The sequence below is a fragment of the Methanosarcina baltica genome (assembly GCF_055394095.1).
In genome coordinates this window covers 3,363,306-3,382,214 of sequence record NZ_AP042463.1, presented here as the reverse complement: position 1 = coordinate 3,382,214, position 18,909 = coordinate 3,363,306, and the positions used below count along the sequence as shown (strand labels likewise).

The 18,909-nt window shown below is 43.3% G+C and carries 9 protein-coding genes and 2 pseudogenes; 2 read left to right on the top strand and 9 right to left on the bottom strand.

What is annotated here, in order from left to right:
* The first annotated feature begins 123 nt into the window (after positions 1-123).
* Entirely contained in the window at positions 124-3,849 is a 3,726-nt protein-coding gene (locus ACZ5QV_RS14735) for a tetratricopeptide repeat protein (protein WP_464600518.1), read from the top strand.
* 8 nt (positions 3,850-3,857) lie between these two features.
* On the opposite strand, the gene ACZ5QV_RS14730 is transcribed toward ACZ5QV_RS14735, so the two are convergent.
* Positions 3,858-4,295, bottom strand: coding sequence for a CoA-binding protein (locus ACZ5QV_RS14730; RefSeq protein WP_464600517.1), 438 nt, complete (start codon positions 4,293-4,295; stop codon positions 3,858-3,860).
* 304 nt (positions 4,296-4,599) lie between these two features.
* On the opposite strand from ACZ5QV_RS14730, the gene ACZ5QV_RS14725 reads away from it, so the two are divergent.
* Positions 4,600-5,673 (top strand): Fic family protein, encoded by a 1,074-nt coding sequence (locus tag ACZ5QV_RS14725; protein ID WP_464600516.1) that lies wholly within the window; start codon positions 4,600-4,602, stop codon positions 5,671-5,673.
* Positions 5,674-6,556: 883 nt separating this feature from the next.
* Here the strand turns inward: ACZ5QV_RS14725 and ACZ5QV_RS14720 are convergent.
* The 8 genes and pseudogenes from ACZ5QV_RS14720 to ACZ5QV_RS14685 all read right to left on the bottom strand — a co-directional run.
* Positions 6,557-8,410, bottom strand: coding sequence for a hypothetical protein (locus tag ACZ5QV_RS14720; protein ID WP_464600515.1), 1,854 nt, complete (start codon positions 8,408-8,410; stop codon positions 6,557-6,559).
* Positions 8,391-9,887: a hypothetical protein gene (locus tag ACZ5QV_RS14715; protein WP_464600514.1), complete on the bottom strand. Its 1,497-nt coding sequence runs from the start codon at positions 9,885-9,887 to the stop codon at positions 8,391-8,393. Before ACZ5QV_RS14715 ends, ACZ5QV_RS14720 begins: the two co-directional genes overlap by 20 nt.
* Positions 9,884-13,060 (bottom strand): tubulin-like doman-containing protein, encoded by a 3,177-nt coding sequence (locus ACZ5QV_RS14710; protein ID WP_464600513.1) that lies wholly within the window; start codon positions 13,058-13,060, stop codon positions 9,884-9,886. Before ACZ5QV_RS14710 ends, ACZ5QV_RS14715 begins: the two co-directional genes overlap by 4 nt.
* Before the next feature lie 82 nt (positions 13,061-13,142).
* Positions 13,143-13,988 carry a hypothetical protein gene (locus tag ACZ5QV_RS14705; RefSeq protein ID WP_464600512.1) on the bottom strand — a complete coding sequence of 282 codons (846 nt, stop codon included), beginning with the start codon at positions 13,986-13,988 and terminating at the stop codon, positions 13,143-13,145.
* 301 nt (positions 13,989-14,289) lie between these two features.
* Positions 14,290-14,487 carry a hypothetical protein gene (locus tag ACZ5QV_RS14700; protein WP_464600511.1) on the bottom strand — a complete coding sequence of 66 codons (198 nt, stop codon included), beginning with the start codon at positions 14,485-14,487 and terminating at the stop codon, positions 14,290-14,292.
* Between the two features lie 562 nt (positions 14,488-15,049).
* A complete protein-coding gene (locus tag ACZ5QV_RS14695; RefSeq protein WP_464600510.1) occupies positions 15,050-16,228 on the bottom strand; it encodes a nucleotidyl transferase family protein in 1,179 nt (392 codons plus the stop codon).
* Positions 16,229-17,056: 828 nt separating this feature from the next.
* Positions 17,057-18,145: pseudogene (iscB, locus tag ACZ5QV_RS14690) on the bottom strand (RNA-guided endonuclease IscB); the annotation flags it as partial.
* An 11-nt stretch (positions 18,146-18,156) separates the two neighbouring features.
* Positions 18,157-18,894, bottom strand: a pseudogene (locus tag ACZ5QV_RS14685) (transposase); the annotation flags it as partial.
* Positions 18,895-18,909 lie beyond the last annotated feature (15 nt).

Genomic DNA, 18,909 nt, shown 5'->3' with positions numbered 1-18,909 from the left:
GCAGGCCGAGTTTCAGGCGTAAAATTTCGACAAACTCCGGCCAGAAAATTAAGAAAGAGTAAAATAGGCCTGCTTATAACATATTTACAGTTTCTAATTATTATGCGAGCTCGGAGGGATCAGGTGGCAATACGTCCGACAGTTCAGATAAACCCGAAAGATAGGCCATTCGTTGACAGGGAAGAGTTCATAGAAGCCTTTGAAACCGCCTTTAAGAATTTCGGAGAAAAAGACTACAGCGTCCTCTCCTACTACGGGGTAGGCGGAATTGGTAAAACCGGCCTGAGAAAAGAGCTCCCCAAACTACTTGAAAAATATAACGAGTCCGACCGGAATACAGGTGCAATATGGGCCACGGTAGATTTTAGCATTGAGTCCCACAGGCAGCCGGATAAGTTTCTTGGAATCCTGAAAAACGAACTGCAAAAGTACGGCGTCAAATTTCACCTCTTCGACATCGCCAGGGCCGCCTACTGGAGAAAAGTAAACCCTGAGATACCTCTTCAAAGAGAAGGTTACTCCGAAGACAGCGTTGTTACTGAGCTTCTTGATTCTTTCGGTGGTTTAGTCTCGATAAATTACGGCAGCATAAAAAGTGTTGTGGAAAAAGCTCCTGACCGCTTTAAGGAATGGTCCTTAAAAAAAGATAAGGAAATCTCGAACCTGCTAAACATGGAAGCTCTGGATATTGAAAAAAGGCTTCCCATTTGCTTTGCACGCGACCTTTTAGACTATCTACAAAAGACTTCAAAATCAGCGGTCATTTTCATAGACAGCTACGAGGCCCTCTGGGAAAAGGAAAAAGGACAGGGTAGTTTTAACTCAAGAGATGATTGGGTCAGAGAACTTATTTCAAATCTCCCGAAATCATGTCTCTGGGTAATCTGTGGCCGGGAAGCTCTCCGCTGGGAAGAAGTCGATGAGGATTGGATAAAATATCTGGAACCAAAGCATCTTAAAAAACTCCCAAGAGAAGATGCTATTGATTTCCTGAACCAGTGCGGGATTAAGGAAGAAACTATTCAAAATGTGATACTTGAATGCAGTGAAGGTGTTCCCTATTACCTTGAACTTTCAGTTGACACATATGCTGAAATCAGGAAAACCCGGCCTCCGGTTCCTGAAGATTTTTCAAGAACACCGAGTGAAATATTTGACCGCTTTATGAAATACCTGGGCACTCAGGAACAGGAAACCCTAAAAGTGTTATCCTCTCCCCGTTTCTGGAATCAGGAAGTTTTTGAGGTATTAATTGAGAAATTCAAAACTGGATATCCCCTCACGGCCTTTTCGGAATTAAACCGTTTCTCCTTTGTACAGGAAACAAAAGGAAAATTCCAGCTTCACCCGCTTATGAGAGATAGCTTACAGATTTACCAGGCCCAGGATTTGAAAAAAGAAGTCCAGAATTTCATGCTTGAATACTACAGCGGCCAGATAAAAGACATCGATATCAAAGCAATAAATTCTGAACATGAAACCGCACTGATGGAGGTTTTTTACCACGCAAAAGAGGTGCTTGAAGCTGAAAAATTACTCGATTGTTTTATTACTGCCTCAGAACCTTTCGAAAAAGCTGCTTATTGGAAATTGATATTCCCCCTATATGAAGAAATTTTAAAAATTCTTGAAGAAAAACTTGGTCCTGCCCACCCTGATGTTGCAGGAACGCTCAACAATCTCGCCGTCCTCTATTATCATATGGGCGATTACGAGAAAGCACTAACACTTTATCAGCGTGCACTTGACATTCGTGAAAAAGTTCTTGGGCCTGCCCACCCAGATGTTGCAGGAACGCTCAACAATCTCGCCGCCCTCTATTCTCGAATGGGCGACTACGAGAAAGCACTAACACTTTATCAGCGTGATCTAAAGATCAGTGAAAAAGTTCTTGGGCCGGAGCACCTAGATGTTGCAGGAACGCTCAACAATCTTGCCGAACTCTATCGTCAGATGGGCGATTACGAGAAAGCACTAACACTTTATCAACGTGCACTTGACATTCTTGAAAATGTTCTTGGGCCTGTCCACCCAAATGTTGCTACAACGCTCAACAATCTCGCCGAACTCTATTGTCAGATGGGCGATTACGAGAAAGCACTAACACTTTATCAACGTGCACTTGACATTATTGAAAAAGTTCTTGGGCCTGCCCACCCATCTGTTGCTACAACGCTCAACAATCTCGCCGGCCTCTATGAAAGCATGGGCGATTACGAGAAAGCACTAACACTTTATCAGCGTGCACTTGACATTCGTGAAAAAGTTCTTGGGCCTGCCCACTCATCTGTTGCTACAACGCTCAACAATCTCGCCGGCCTCTATCTTCATATGAGCGAGTACGAGAAAACACTAACACTTTATCAGCGTGCACTTGACATTCGTGAAAAAGTTCTTGGACCTGTCCACCCAGATGTTGCAGGAACGCTCAACAATCTCGCCAGCCTCTATCGTCAGATGGGTGATTACAAGAAAGCACTAACACTTTATCAACGTGCACTTGACATTCTTGAAAAAGTGCTTGGGCCTGCCCACCCAGATGTTGCCACAACGCTCAACAATCTCGCCTTGCTCTATCTTCATATGAACGATTGCGAGAAAGCCCTCCCCATTTGTCAGCGTGCTCTAGAGATCAGTGAAAAAGTTCTTGGGCCTGCCCACCCAGATGTTGCTACAACACTCAACAATCTCGCCGGCCTCTATGAAAGCATGGGAGATTACGAGAAAGCCCTTCCCATTTATCAGCATGCACTTGACATTCGTGAAAAAGTTCTTGGCCCGGAACACCCAGATGTTGCTAACACATTGAACAATCTCGCCGCCCTCTATAAAAGTATGGGTGATTACGAGAAAGCACTACCACTTTATCAGCGTGCACTTGACATTCGTGAAAAAGTTCTTGGGCCTGCCCATCCAGATGTTGCAGGAACGCTCAACAATCTCGCCTTGCTCTATAAAAGCATGGGCGATTACGAAAAAGCACTAACACTTTATCAGCGTGCACTTGACATTCGTGAAAAAGTTCTTGGCCCGGAACACCCAGATGTTGCTAACACATTGAACAATCTCGCCGGCCTCTATGAAAGCATGGGAGATTACGAGAAAGCCCTTCCCATTTATCAACATGCACTTGAAATTTATGAAAATACGCTTGGCCCAGAACACCCATCTGTTGCTAACACATTGAACAATCTCGCCGCCCTCTATAAAAGTATGGGTGATTACGAGAAAGCACTACCACTTTATCAGCGTGCACTTGACATTCGTGAAAAAGTTCTTGGGCCTGCCCATCCAGATGTTGCAGGAACGCTCAACAATCTCGCCTTGCTCTATAAAAGCATGGGCGATTACGAAAAAGCACTAACACTTTATCAGCGTGCACTTGACATTCGTGAAAAAGTTCTTGGCCCGGAACACCCAGATGTTGCTAACACATTGAACAATCTCGCCGGCCTCTATGAAAGTACGGGAGATTACGAAAAAGCACTACCACTTTATCAGCGTGCACTTGACATTCGTGAAAAGGTGCTTGGACTGGAACATCCAGATGTTGCAAGAACGCTCAACAATCTCGCCGGCCTCTATGAAAGCATGGGCGAGTACAAGAAAGTACTACCACTTTATCAGCGTGCACTTGAAATAATTGAAAAAAAACTGGGGCCACAACATCCTGAAGTTGCAAAGGTTATGATCAATATAGCGGGTTTCTATGATAAAAATGGTAGATATGATGAAGCTCTTCCCCTGTTAGAACAAGCCCTTGATATTCTCGAAAAGAAACTGGGACCAGATCATCCATACTGTAATCAAATTATGGATAAGCTCATATCAATTTATGGGAAAGTGTAAAGCCACTTTCAATATTTCCCCGTCGCCTTCGCAACCGTTCTGTGCACCCCATGAATACTGATACCTTTTCCAAGATACATCATCGGACAGTGGCCTGTCATACACTCAACCCCCATTTCCCGGCAGGCCTCCACAGCTTTTTCTGTTTCAGTTGTCCAATGGAACCAGACTTTGTTTACGCCTTTTTCTTTTAAAACCGGGATCAGGTCAGCAGGCTCGCTTTTCGTTACACCGATTACGGCTCGGTCGGTTCCCACGGACAGGTCGGATACGCTTTTCAGAGAGTCGGCGGCCGGAGAATCGGAGAGGTCCACGACATAGACATTCTTGCCCCGGTTTTTGAGTTCGGATGCAGTCCATTTCATGGCGGGTTTTGTGTTGTCTGTAACGATTACAAAAGACTTTGCGATCCAGTAGTTTTCTCTATCGGATGTTCCTGTTTCCATCTGAATTCCCCCTGATAAATTCCTGAATATATATTCTTCCCGTTTGTATAATAATTATGATTTCCGAAATAATGTTTATAGTCCTCTTGAGCTCGCGCAGCGAGCGAAAAGGACACCGTGCTGTTGCGATTTCATCGCAACTCCCAGGAAATCTTTGATTTCCTGTGATCCCGAAGCGGAACTCGAGTTGCTGAGCAGCTTCCAGTGCCTGATCCGCGGGTCCGTCGTACTTTCGTCCCGGTGAACTCTCCTCTCCGCCGGCCTTTGGTTATTGAAGGACGGTCAATTACATAGATAACTTAATATGCCCGTCCTCTTATATTTGGAGCATATGGAAAGGAGACCGTACAGAGTAGAAGCTAATTATCCGGAAGGCCGGCCCCCACAATACTTTCTTGTAAAAGATGTGGGGTTTAAGGATAAAAAAAGTAAAGTAAAGAAATATCTGGGCAATACTCCGCCTTCGGAAAAGGATATTGAAAAACTGTCTATTGAACATACTCTTGAAATTGAAACCAGGGCCGCTGAAAAGAAGGCAGAGTTCAGTAGCGCTTTTTATACTCCAGACTATTTTTCCACTGATAAAGTTAGAGAAATTGAAGAACTTCGCTTCCTGTACAGGACATTCACCGGACTCCTGACCACCAACGAAATTGAAGCTTACGAACAAAAGTTCGAGGTATATTACGTCCAGGGAACGACTTCAATTGAGGGGAATACATTTTCAGTCCGGGAAACTCATGACCTGTTGATAAACGGCATCTTGCCCAAAGAAAAATCACTTCGAGAAATCAACGAAATCCAGAACTTCAAAAAAGTACAAACCTTTAGGAATAAGTATAAAGGAAAAGTAACTCCGGATTTCATAAGAACTCTACACTCTTTTATAATGAATAACATCGATTATGAATCCGCAGGCGTTTTTCGAAGAACAGATGACATTGGCATTGTTGGCTGTGATCTGAGGGTTACACCTTCTATTATGATTGAAGACGAAATAGAGGAATCAATAGAAGAATACTATACCAGTATTAAAAATGGAAAGTACCCTTTTGAACAGGCGGTTTTATTCCATTATAGATTTGAAATGATACACCCCTTTGCGGATGGGAACGGTAGAGTCGGGCGAGAAGTTTTCAATTATCTGCTACAGAAAGAAGGCTATCCAAAATTGCTATTTTTAGGAAAAGATCGAAATGATTATATTTCGGCTTTAAAAATGGGAAACGATGGCAATTACTCTGAAATGATTTCACTTTTTGCAGAGCTGATTATGCGCCAGCGTTCGGAAATTATAAAAGAAAATCTGAAGAAAGTTGTCATACCTCCGAAAAGGAAACAGATGAGATTGACAGATTTTGGACTGGATGAACTGTAACGATTTACATTTTAGAAGTATGACTCAAAATCGCGAAAAATTGAAGGAGAGAGCGTTATAATCCCTTCCATTTTTCCTATCTTCAGCAATCAATTCTATCCGGTTGGAATGAATCGATTGAACCATTCAAGAAACCCGGGCCAGGCGACTTAAAAGGCTTTTCACCAAGACCAGCTAAATATATTTTTTTTGTTATCCCGAGCTTGTCGGTCCTTCAACGCCGGGGCCTGTTTTAAAAAATATCGAATACACAGAAACCCAGACTTGAATACTGAAATCTCCACTTCATCTCAAAAAACGGTGATGGAAAAGTATGCATCAGTTATGTATCATTCTCGAAAAAGGCCGCCCTGATGGGCGTTGAGGGCCCGGTTTTTCTTTCCTCAGCAATCAATCCTCCCCGGGCATAAATTGATAAGTCCCTAAAATAATCGATTCATTACTCACTCGAATCAAACGTAAAAGCAACCGTAAATGGTGTCTACCGTCATTCTTTTTACCGTGCCCGAGTTCCGCTTCGGGAGCACGGGTCTGTTTCACTCGTTTCACTCGCTCAAGCAGACGAAAATATTTTCCGTGTGTTCCGTGTGTTCCGTGGTTTGAATTCGTTTTGCATCATACACAAAAAAGATGGCTATTCAGTCGTTGAGGGGCCGTTTTTTTCTGAACCACAACACCCAGTCCAGCTCTGCCAAAACAAAAACCTCATCTCACAAATCCGGGCCAGGCGACTCAAGAAGCTTTTCGCCAAGACCGGCCAAATATATTTTTCCTGTTCTCCCGAGCTTGCCGGCCTTTCAACGCTGGGGCCGGTTTTGATTTACGCTTCTTTACTTCATTCAGGACCCGTTTTTTCGGAACCACAACACCCAGTCCAGGCCTGTTAAAAAAATTTAGTTTTAACCACCTCATGGTCAGGTGTAACATTGGAATTTGTAATATTGAAATCCGTAAAATTGGAATCCGTAAAATTGGAATTCGTAACATTGGAATTTGTAAAGTTCGAATCAGACCGGTTAATGGTCACATTTCCCAAAACTTCCAGGCCGGTTTCGTTCTGTACAATAGAGTTGTTTCCAGGTCCAAACTCACTTTCATTCTCAGGAGAAACGTTGTCTAACCACCGGGAAGAGATATTGAATGGAAGGACTTCATTCCCGGAGGGGCCGATTCCCGGAAGGCCGGGCCCATAGTTCAGGAAAGCGAACGCGAGTATCCCGAACACGGCAAAAACCCCGAATATCAGGGAAAAAACGCGAACACGTTTCATCAACTTTTTTCGGCGTTTATGGTTTTTTTCCTCCCTTAATTCAAAATAATCGCTTCCGAGCCAGGTGTCCAGTTTTATCACATCATTCTCGCTCAACTCCAGGACAAAATCATTACCTGCACTTTGATCCACAAGAATCTTAAGAAGCAGTCTTCCTCCTTCAGCCACGCCATCCAGAGTGGAAAGAATATACTTTAAAAAATATACGGTTTCGGCCGGACCAAGGCCATCAAGCCCTCTGTGCAGTCCACTTATAAAGGCCTTCTTTCGAGAAGAATTTCCGGAAAAAGAAACCCCGGCACAGAGCGAAAGAAGGGAATGGGCGGCCTTACTTTTGCGGGAAGTTTCCACAAGCAACCCTGCAAGTTCGGAGACAAAACTTTCGTAGAAAAGGCCATTTTCCAGAAGGTAGCGCTGAACTTCTCCTTTTTCACTGCGGCTAAGCCCCCGGTACAGGTCAAGCATGAAGGCTTCAAGGCCCTTGCTTACGGAATCAGTCCTGCTCAGTTTCCGGACTACATCGGCTGCAAGTTTCTTGTCCCTGAATACAACGATCCTGTAGGTCCGGCCTTTAGCAATGAGAGAATCAGCAAGGGTTTTCAGGGCCTCGGGACTGTCCCGGCAAAGTTCGAAAAGGCTTTCAACATCTCCTTTTTTCAGAAAAGAATCGGTAATTTCGGAACCTGAATCTATGGTAAGAGCCTTCAGGATTTCCCCCAGCAATTCTTTACGGTTCCTGATATTTTCAGGAAATCCCTGCTTCTCTGTCATACGGACGAAAGCCCTATACCGAAATTCGTAATATTCGGCAGGATAGGAAGGCTCCAAATTCTTCGAATCCCTTGAGACCGGATTGAGTATTATATTCCCATTTTCAAGGTATAGGTCCGGATCGGATTCCCCCGGCCCGGCCGAAAAATCCACTTCAGACGGATAAAGAGAAAGAGCAAAACTGAAGCCCAGAGGGAGGACAGGCTTTAACTGTGAAACCAGGCTGCCTGCTAACGATACGCCTTCAGCCGGGCCGGAAACCCCTGCCGAAACCCGCTGCATGGAGAGGACTTTTCCGATGGGATAGGCAAGGGAATCCCCGGAGGGGGGATAAAAATCAAAGCTGTCCAGGTCCCCGGCTTCCCATAAGCCGATGACTTCATACCGAATGGATTCCAGCCCTTCGACGGCTGCTCTGGCCTTTTCGTAGAACTTTTTAATCCACATTCCTTCAGGGTCAAGCTTATACGAAGAGAAGACTTCTATAAAAACAACCCTTTCTTCCCGGCCCATCCGGATTCTGGCCAGCAGGCTGCAACCCAGAATAACTTTGTTGTCCCGGGATTCAAAGTAGAGGGCAGTTCTTTTAATGTCGAGCTGTTTTGCAAGGGCAGTGTACTCTTCAAACCTGGGGCTGCCTTTCAGAAGTTCCCCACTCGAACTATAAATCCCAAAATCAGAAACCGAATTTTGCAAGTTCACCCACTCTCCACGGGAATATCTGTGATATACGGTATTCGTCCTCGGACAACTCTTTACCTTTTACAACCCTGGGGGGAAGGGTTGCGTTTATACTAACTGTATAGAAATACACAGGAACCTTCCGCGCTCTGTTTTGGATTTCCTGGAAAGTATGGATCTCACTGAACATTTTGTAAATATCTCTTTCTATCTCCCCGGCTTCCTCCGAGTCTTCGGAAATTTCGGCCAGGTCTTTTAACTTATCGGTTTTGGTTAAAACAAAGGCATAGGACTTATCGTTTCCAAGCAGGTCCATGATCCTGACATAATGTCCGAAAAGGCGTGTTAATTCTTTTCTCCCGTTTTTATGATATTCGAGCAGGTGGTCTCCGTCGATGAGAAAAATAATCTTCCCTGAACTCTGGAGTTTTTTATACATCGTAGCCAGGATCAAATTATGAAATTGTTCACCAAGTTCTTTTGCATGTTCATTTTTTAGCAATTTAAGAAAGCTGAGCGTTCCTATCCTTCTGGAAACAGTGTTCACATTAAAGTTATTGAAATGCTCGCTAAAGCTCTGAACAGCTGAAATGTACTTTTTCGGGTCAATATCCGCAGTATATTCCCCACTATAATCAATAAATGTAAATTCAATTGGTTTAGGCCCTTTTTTCCCGGAGAGCACGTAAATTGCCATTTCGTCTCTCTGGGTACTTTCCGGGATATTCCCGTTTTCAACTTCTGCCAGTAAGGACTCGATTCTAAGCTTTTCTTCCCTGGCTTCTGCTTTGTCTTTATTAATGTTGCAGGAGACAACGATTTCCTGGTGCGTCCCATTGAAAATATCCACAAAGTGGCTGTAGAGAGCAAGAAGTAAAAGTGTCTTCCCTGACCTTTTAGGCCCGTATATAAAGACATCCGAAGCCCGGATCCCGCGAATAAGGGAAGTAAAATAAAAAAGAGCAAGAAGGGCTATAAAAGCAATTAAAAGGTTTTTTACTGCCGTAGATTCACTTTCCAGCAGGTTTACTAAACCTTCAGCCAAAAAGGGGTATGCAAGATCCAGGATCAGATAAAAAAGGTATGCTGCAAACCAGGCGAAAAAGATTTGTGAAGAAACCCTGGCATATCCTGCAAGAGTGGAAAACCTGTTTATTAAAATAAAATTACGAACTAATACCGCAGCGATAAAAAGCCCGGGCAGGATACCTTCTATCCTTAAAACTCCGGAATAAAGAGAAAAATTGTATAAAAAAGGTAAATATGCCCCCAGCAAAAATAACGCACCTCCGATTGACTGCTCATGGAAAAAAAGCCCGAAGGCACAGACAAGGGAAAACGTGAGCAGGAAACTGATGGAAATTGTAATATACCAGGGAAAACCCGAGATACTTACGGCTTTCCCGAAATGAAAAAAGAGTAAGGAGAGGCCAGGCCCGAGGATAAGTCCGGGCAGATACTGATATCCTTTCCGGTCCCCATGTATCCTCATTCGTTTAAGGCCTCCCTCAGGCTCTTCTCCTCATACAGTTCGGAAATGCTTTCAGAAATATTTTTCCCGCTTTTCTCCTGATTTGCGAGAGCTCCTGCCGTCTTGAGATCAAGCAGGTTTTTTCGGACAATGTACTTTCCTTCCTGGAGTTTGAGCACATGGTGCAGCACATTGTCCTTATTGTTCTCATAAATCTCCCAGAAACCTCCCCCCGCAGTAAGAGGAGAAATGTTGTCCAGGAAACCTGTGGCCGAAAAGAAGGTAAGGGCAACGTCCCAGGGTTTTGTATGGTTATGAGTGGCAAGTTTTGCATCGTTGTTGTTGCTCAGAGCAAGGATACCATTCATTTCTTCTCTTATCCTGTCAGCTATCTCCTCGCTTGCAATCCTGCCGGAGATATAGGAAGACCTTGAAGAGACCACAAGCACGGCTTTTCCGAAATTCCAGCGTTCCGTGGAGCTTATAGGGATCATGAGGTTATGAATCCCCAGCTTATAGCTTTCAATGAGGTTTTTGTAAGTCACCCTGATCTCATCAACAAGCTTATCCAGTTCTTGCTTCCCGCCGTCGTCCCAGTCCAGGTCCCTCATATCGGAACTGGCATCAATCAGGGAAAGAATCCTGGGATTTATGTCCCCGAACTTTGTCAGATAGAGACTGCTTAATGTTTTGTTTCCCGAATGACTGACATCGTTTATCCTGGAAAAGTCTTCGTAAAACCTGGAATACTCCCGGTTCAGGTCTCTTCTGCTCATTATTGTCTCTTCAGTAAGGGTTTCGACTCCCCTGAGGAACTCTTCGAACTTTTTCTTCCTTGAGTGTTCTTCTTCCAGCACCCTGGACTTTGTCCCGAGCCGGTCCTGTTTCCCTGAATAATCTTCCTTCCGGAGGTATCCGGCAGTAAGGACCTCTCTGAACATACTGCGTAATTTGGGTCTGTCTCCGGAATAAAAAGTCCTGGAAATTTCTTCAGTATTGACATCCGTTCGGTCAAGCCCGGAAAATATGGAATCCAGAATTGAAGCTTTGAGTTCTTCGGCCTTTTTGTTGAGGTTTTCACTCAAGAAATTTTCTGCGACATAGAGTTCGAAAGGACTCTTTATCTGGATATAGTCCTTCCCGGAGACTTTTATGAACTCTTCCCGGTTTCTTTTCTGGGCCTCGTACTTTCTGGCAAGCTTTTTCTTATTCCCCTTGATGGCTCCCAGGATCCTGTCTTTGAAACCGATTTTTTCACCTGCTTTCAGCTTGCTGTCATAGAAATAGTAAAGGGCAATTGCCTCAAGCAGGTTTCCGAGCCCTTCCAGGTTTACCTCGTTTTCCCGGCCCAGGGTATCGATTTCCCTCTGTATATCAGGGACCCCGGAAAGCAGCAGCCAGTTATTTTTTTCTCCTGTTTTGACATTCCCTGCCCTGAAATTGTTAAGGAAAACGTCTATTTTTGCTTTCAGTTTCTGTTCATTTTCCTGTATGTTTTTCAGCTTTTTCCTCTGTGTATAATAACGTTCGATGTCATGGTCATTATCCCCCAGAACCTTCTCAACGGTTTTTTCGACCTGCTGCTGAAGCTGTGTCAGAGACTTTTCTTCTCCCTTCCTTTCGTTTATTTCAGTTTCCGTTTGCAGGATTTCTTCTTTGAGGGTCCTGTTTCTGGCACTCAGTTTATCCACAAAGGTAACCATTTCCTGCTTGCCCTTGAGAATATTAATAAGTAGAGATTGCACAGCTTCTTCTTCAATCCCGGCTGCCCTTTTGAGCAGGGTCCCCGTATCCTCGACACTCTGCAGGGCTTCGGGGATCAGCCTGAAAAGTTTTCTGTCATTCTCATCTTTCAATTCTTCTTCCTTTGCGCTGCTGGTAAATGCCTTCACTTTTCCTATAAATTCAAGCAGGTTATCGTAATTTCGGAGGTTTTCAATCCCGGTTTCCACCGAAACGTTGTTGTTTATAAAAAATTCAATAGCTCCGGGAGTCTGGTAATTGAGAAGCTTTCCTATTTCATTTTTCCAGACCTTCTCAACATTGCCGTACTCTTTTTTGACAAACTCAAGTTCGGTCTTCGTTGGAACCGTCTCCGTTGAAGGGTCGAACCGGTCCAGGAGAGCTCTTACGTTCCGGTTGATTTCTTTTCGGGCAGTTGTGATGTTTTCCAGTTCCTGAATGATTCCCTCATACTGCTTTTTCAGGGACTTTAACTCTTCAACCGGATACTCGATAACGTGGGCATCCGCAAAAATAAAAGAGGAATAAAGGCGTTTCGGATCGCTGAGATTGATGTCTCCTTTTTTGATGTGGAAGAAATTGGTCAGGATGTGGGGGAACATGGCGTCAAACTCATGGACTTCCATCCTGGCTTCCTCTCCCTTCTTATATCCGGTGGGGCCCAGGGAAGTCAGGATTACGTAGTTGAAAAGCCTCTCATTCAGGTTCAGGTATTCAAGTTCGGTAAGTGCGATTGCCGCGTTTAGCTGCTCCTTTTCCCCTTCCTTGGTTGTGGGGATAACTGCAAAAAGCCAGATCTGCGTACTTTCCCCACGGAGCCCGCGAATGTAGCGGGCAAGGTCGATAAACATCCCGGAACCTGTTCCCCCTCCCAGGCCCACGATGATTGCTGTTGTCCCGGTATTGGGAAAAGTAGGAAAACCGCTTGCCTGTCCCTGGCTCAGGACCTTGTAAAAAATCGCTTTTGAAATAGCCCGCCGCCTGTGGACCCCGCCGCCGAAATCGTCAATTAAAAAAGGGTCAATGGACCTTAGTTCCTCAAAACTCAACCCGGAATCTCCCGGGTCATTTAACCACCAGGTAGTTACCGCGGGATCAGACTTCCTGTCCTTAATTTTTGTTGCAACATCCACACTCGCCAGGTCCGAGACCTGGTTTATGTTTGCCAGGGAGGGAAGGTAATAATATTTGTACTCGATATTTCCCCTGCCCCCCAGATCCTGGATACTGTCCTTAATTTCATTTCTGTGGACCTCATCTTCCGCTTTTTCGTTAGCATCCGTATCCATTGTGTAGATCCGGAGCCTTCTTCCCGGGGCCAGGTAGTTGCTCAAGATCCATTCGTGATTGCAGACTTCTCTGCACATACGTTTTCCGCATCCCCCCAGCCCAACAATTGTCAGGTCCTGCGGGAGCTGGAGTGTCGAATAAGGATCTTTCCTCGAATTCAAAATCCTTCCCCCTTTCTCCCTAAATTTAGAATAATTCCCCCACTTTCCCCGAATTCAGAATGATTTACCTCACTCCCGAAATTCATAATAAGTCGTCCTCCCCCTCATCTTCATCGGAACTATTGATTTTTACCCCCAGCACAAAACCTGCAACCAGGGCAACAATCAGGCCCAGAGCGAAGATCCATTTAAGGGTCGAAACGTCCTTTTTTTCCTGTATAAGGTAGTCCGCAAGCTCAGTGGCCTGACTGTCGAGCCCGAGCTTAAAAAGAGCCAGCAGGCGGGTATCAAGGAAAGGGTCTTCAAGTGCGATGAGTTTCTCACTAAACTGTTTGCTCTCTTTTTCAGAAACAGTGCTACTATTTTTCTTATCATTAAGGTGATTGGCCAGTTCGTTTGCCTCTTCGACAAGCCCCTTATCAAAAAGGTCCTGGAGGTAACTGTTCAAAACAGGGTCTTCTATTCCGGCTATATTGTTCCTGAAAGCATTGACTTCGGGGGCCAGGATAGTAAAAGTTCGGGTATCACTGTCTTTTATGGAATTTCCATCTTCGTCCGTCAGGCTAATCCTGTAATAGGCATATCCGGTCCTTTTTGGGTTGTACTTAACCAGTGTAATCCCTTCGTACTGTCTGACAACCTTTATTGCAGGAATCTGTCCTTTCAGCTTAACCTTAACACTTTTAATATCGGGGTTGACAGGAAGTACGAAATTACCATCATCACCGGAAATATTCAGATCCGTGAAGTTATAAACAGGCTCTCCCTTATATTTGCCGAGGTCCGTATCGAAATGGATGTAGTCCGCAGCATTGGGTATACCGCTTATTGTAAGAACACAATCGATTATTTGCTTTTCTTCTATGGCCTCAGGAAGTTCCCCATCTATCTGGACCTCAATTGCAAATGCTGGCCCTACAAGTAACAAAATAAGAAAGAATAAGAAGCATAAACTAATGCCATGAACGGCTTTATATCCTCCCAAATAACATTCCCCCCAAGGAAGCTTATAATTCCTATTCAATGTCCACATCATATGATAAATAATTATTTTTTACAAAATATTAAAAAGTAACAATAAATATAAGATGTCTATTTAGCTACAGATATAATTAAAAAATATTAGGGTGGATCAGATCAGGTTAATCAAAAAATTTTTCGAAAAACTGATGCCAACCCTGGACATGAATTGCGATTTCTTGAGACTCCGTTTTTGATAAAGAAATATGTCAGAGTCCCTGAAGCCTACAATTTATATTTTCTTTTCTAAGTTCTATTTCATAATCTACTACATTTGAAAATTCATCCCAGGGATTTTCAGCCCCATTAACTATTAATTCAATATTGTTGTGGAAGAGGTTATCGTTTTCTGTTTTATCTGCGACTTTTACCTTGTAGATTTCCGGACTTTTCGTTTCCTTGTACATATAAAGTGCCGTGTGGTTCAGGGCTTTGTCGAGGAGAGCTATTGATGCGCCTTTATTACTTTGGGAGCGCGGAGGGTCATGAATATCCCGTCCTTTAGGTCGGGGATGAAGTGAACCCTTGCAGGTTTTGTTGTGCTCCTCCCAGAGAAAACCGAAAGCAGAGTTTCAATCGCATAGATTGAGGTAATCTTAGCAATTGAAATTCGATGATTTCGGAGTATACGGGGAACCGCGCGGGCGGCCCATCAGCATACCCCGTCCTTTAGGTCGGGGATGAAGTGAACCCTTGCAGGTTTTGTTGTGCTCCTCCCAGAGAAAACCGAAAGCAGAGTTTCAATCGCATAGATTGAGGTAATCTTAGCAATTGAAATTCGATGATTTCGGAGTATACGGGGAACCGCGCGGGCGGCCCATCAGCATACCCCGTCCTTTAGGGCGGGGTGGCCGCACCCAATTTGATTTTTTATAACTCATAAATAAGGCATTTCCGGACAAAAAAGGAAGAAGTTTGGGGGATTAAATGTTTAAGGAACACAAATTAGGGTCTGGAGGCTACCCCTTATTAATTCCCGCACTTCTTTCTAATTTCCCTGGATGACGTCCCATCGTCTTCGTATTCGTCTACCGGGATGATTTCACATAACTCAAGAATCTCAGGGTTGACGGACATTTCAACGGATTTCCTGCGAAACACCATAAACCGTATATTCTTTTCCTTAAAATGGCCCAAAATAGAGGAAGTGTCTATTGCACCATCATAATATTTTGCGTCAAAAATCCTGTTGATGGTATCGGCTCCAACGATGAATGTGCTGTTCGGAAAAAGGGTAGCTTTTTGCAGGAAAAGCGGCGCACTGGTCAGACAAACCCCACCCATGAAGGCTTCGTCTTTGTATTTCCTTAATGAATCAAGCCTCTGGTCCAGCGAAATAAAATCAATTGGAGTTTTGTCAACGTTCGTCAGAGAAATCTCAAAATGGACGGGCACATTATATTTTTTCGAGGCCCACTTTGCCATAAAAACATGATTCTTGTGGCAGGGGTCAAAAGAGCCGGGAAATACAAGCTTTATCTCTTCGGATACTTTTGACTCATTGAAATTAATCCTTGCCATACCCACGGTTTCATAAGAACTATCCGGATTACAGCTCTGCTGTTTCAGGACATCTCCGACCGGGCCGGAAACTGAAGAATATTTTTCTAAAACTTTTTCCCCTTCTTCTTTCCCAATTCCACCCGGCAAATCGATTTCAGTAACGCCGCAGTGCCGGGCAAGTACGTTGAAAATCAGGGCCGAAGCGATCTTTTCTTCCCCTTCCCGTGTCCTTTCCGCAGTCAGTTCAAGTGTTACGACCCCGGTTTTGCAGGCAGCCTGTAGGGATACATGAATCTCATGTTTCCTGCCTTCCCGTTCGTTTGCCGACTTAAGCTTGCAGGTTGCTCCGATCCCGATTACATTCGGGTCTGCAAGTCCATCAGGACCTTTTGACAATTCCAGGGTCCGCTGGTAAGCGACCATTGCCATCAATCTTGCGGTTTTTTCCGAGCAGTACTTATCGGGTTTTCTTCCGAGAAACCGGTCCATTGCATTCGTACTGTACGGAACAACTGCATCCAGCACTGTTGCAGAGCCGCTGCCGTGCCGGAGCAATTCCCCGATAAGCTCGGCCCCTCCACCGGTTATTGCCAGAACGGTTTTGCAGGGAGATTTGTGGATCTGGAGAATACGTTCAAGAAGCATACTGTTATTATCTAAAGCCGATTTATTTGCCATCAATCAGATGGATACACTTAATCAGATTATAAATATTATTATTCACATCCATCGTTATTTCGGAGGGGCCTTTAAGGGCTCGCAACGAAATAACTGTGCAACTTATTATAATTATAACCTCGATTGGAGAGCTTGATCTTGAAAATCAATACGTTTAAGCGAAATATGCAGAGGTTGTTTTGTGATTAGGCCTAAGACTGGAACCAATAAAACCCGCGCCACCAGAAACAAAATTGCATGCAGCCCCCTCAAAATGGATGGGTATGCTTTGAGCCTCTCTTTTTCATTTACATTTTGGAAAGGCCAGGTGCCGAAGGCACCCGGTGAGAATCCGGGGTTCTGAATAGCGAAAAACAAAAGGGGTGCCAGAAAATTAGAAAATCCAATCTAAAAAAGATAAGGGATGCTTGGATTAAAATGGGAAATGGCTCTTCGATGTTTTCTATGGGTTGAAAATAGTTGTGTAGATGAGATGTTGTCGTTTTCAAAGAGACAAACATCGATCTTGTATTTGATTTTACACAACAAGTGTTTTTAAATATTATATATGTTGTTTCCAAATTTAGAATGTTGTTACAAATTACACACTCGAAATAGCGAAGAGCCTGGGAAATAATGGTATCATAAAGCCTTATTTATGGGGAAGTGATAAATGGTGAAGTGTTGAATTTATCTCGTGTCGCAGAAGACTCCTTCCTCGATGTTTCTAATCGAAGATTAGAAACTCCTGTTAAACCTGCGGTTTAACACGACCGCCGTAGGCGGGCAGGTGGGAGATGAATGCGACAAATTGGTTTAAATTTTAATTATTTGAATAAGTGTTGTCGATCTTGCAGTTAGTCGGACACAGTTCTTTTTGATGGTGACACTTGTAATTGTCGTGTTCCAGTTGATGTCACACAATACTCCGTATCCTTTGGACATCCGACCCTTTACAAATCCTTCTCCTTTTTTAGTTCTTATCTTGTCGAATTTTCTAATTCCGAATATTTTACCAGTTGGTATTGATTTTTCGGATCGTTTGCCTTTGGTTTGCTGGTAATCTCCCGCACTAACATGTCTTTTGAAATATACTGTATCATCCAGTTGAACATGTTGATTGTCGGTGCAGCATATCGCAACTGCATCATTATAGTGAGTTTTCGGCAGTTTTAGTATTTGTTCTCGTTTGAATTTCGACTCGTAACCAAACGTTTCGTCGAATTCCCAGGATGACTTTTTAAGTTGAGATTTAATAATCCCAATTTCAGTTGCATGTTTTGTTTTGGAGGGAGATCCTGTAATTTCAAATTTGCCTGCATGTAATTCATCATGACAGGTACGACACAATGTGATAAGATTATCGGGAGTATCTGTACCATGATTTGATTTGAATAGAATATGATGACAATCCAGTTTACGGTCTTTTGATTTGCCTTTACAATGCTGACACGTATATCCGTCTCTACTCAGGACGTATGCTTTTGCGTTATACAGGTTTTTCATAGGACCGTTTTGAGATCCAGTTCCCGAGACATTAGGATTTGTTATTTTGTGAATATCAAATGACGCAAGCTCGACTATCCATTTTGTTATCGGTAGGATGGACTCAACAAAATCTTTCTCTCTCAGATGAGATTCAATCTTGCTGCGGATTGACGGAGCTATTCTACCAGATTTTTTGGAGTTATGACGGTTGTTGAATCTTGCTGGTCGATATCTTGTTTTTCTACTTCTTCGTGTACGTCTATAACTGGATCGAGTTTTCATCTTTTTAGAGATGTCATCTCTGATTTCGATTTCAGACTGGTACACTACCTGATTATTGGAAACTGCAGCACAACCGACATGTTTTGATCCCGTGTTCATTCCTGCAATAATTGGTTGAGTATATTCTTTTATGGTGCTTTTTTCTCTTAACTCTCAGCCAAGCGTTGTAATCCCTTCTTATCACTAATAAAGAACGCAGTAATTGCCCCTGTCAAAAATACAGCTAAAGAACAGTACTTTTTTACAGAACGCATCGTATATCGGTGCAAATTCTCCATATTGCACGTTTTTTTGGCTAATTTAAATACGTCCTCAATGAGAGATCTAATAGGCTTAAGTCCTCCCCAATTTTCCATCAAAGCTTTAAATTTTGCTACAAGTCTTTTATATATTTTCTTTTCTTCTTCCGTATTTCTTTTTGAATCAAATATATTCAGGGGATAGCTTAGCATGTCGAAAAGTTTATTATAATTGCAATTTATCCTTGGAAAAATCATCGGAACTATTTTGTATTTTGCTATTCCTATTACATAATTTTCATATGAATAATAACCTTTATCGAAATAAAGGGTGTCTCCCGCTCTTATTTTCTTTCTTCTCTTTAGCTCTTCTAAAATCTGGGGATAAACCTTGTATTCACTAACATTTGCTTCATTAACGATGAATGCTAACGGTTTTAAGGTGGGATATTCCAGGGCAAGACTCAGCTTCATCCCTATGAAATAACCTCTGTGTTTAGAGTGGCCCCATTTAAAATCTCGATCTTCTAGCATTTTTTTGCTAATTTTTCTCTTAAACCAGTTAAGATCAAGATTGATGTCTGTGCTATCGATTATGATATGGCTTAAACCTCTTTTGCGACGAGAACAAATATTGGTAACTATTCAGCCTACTGATAA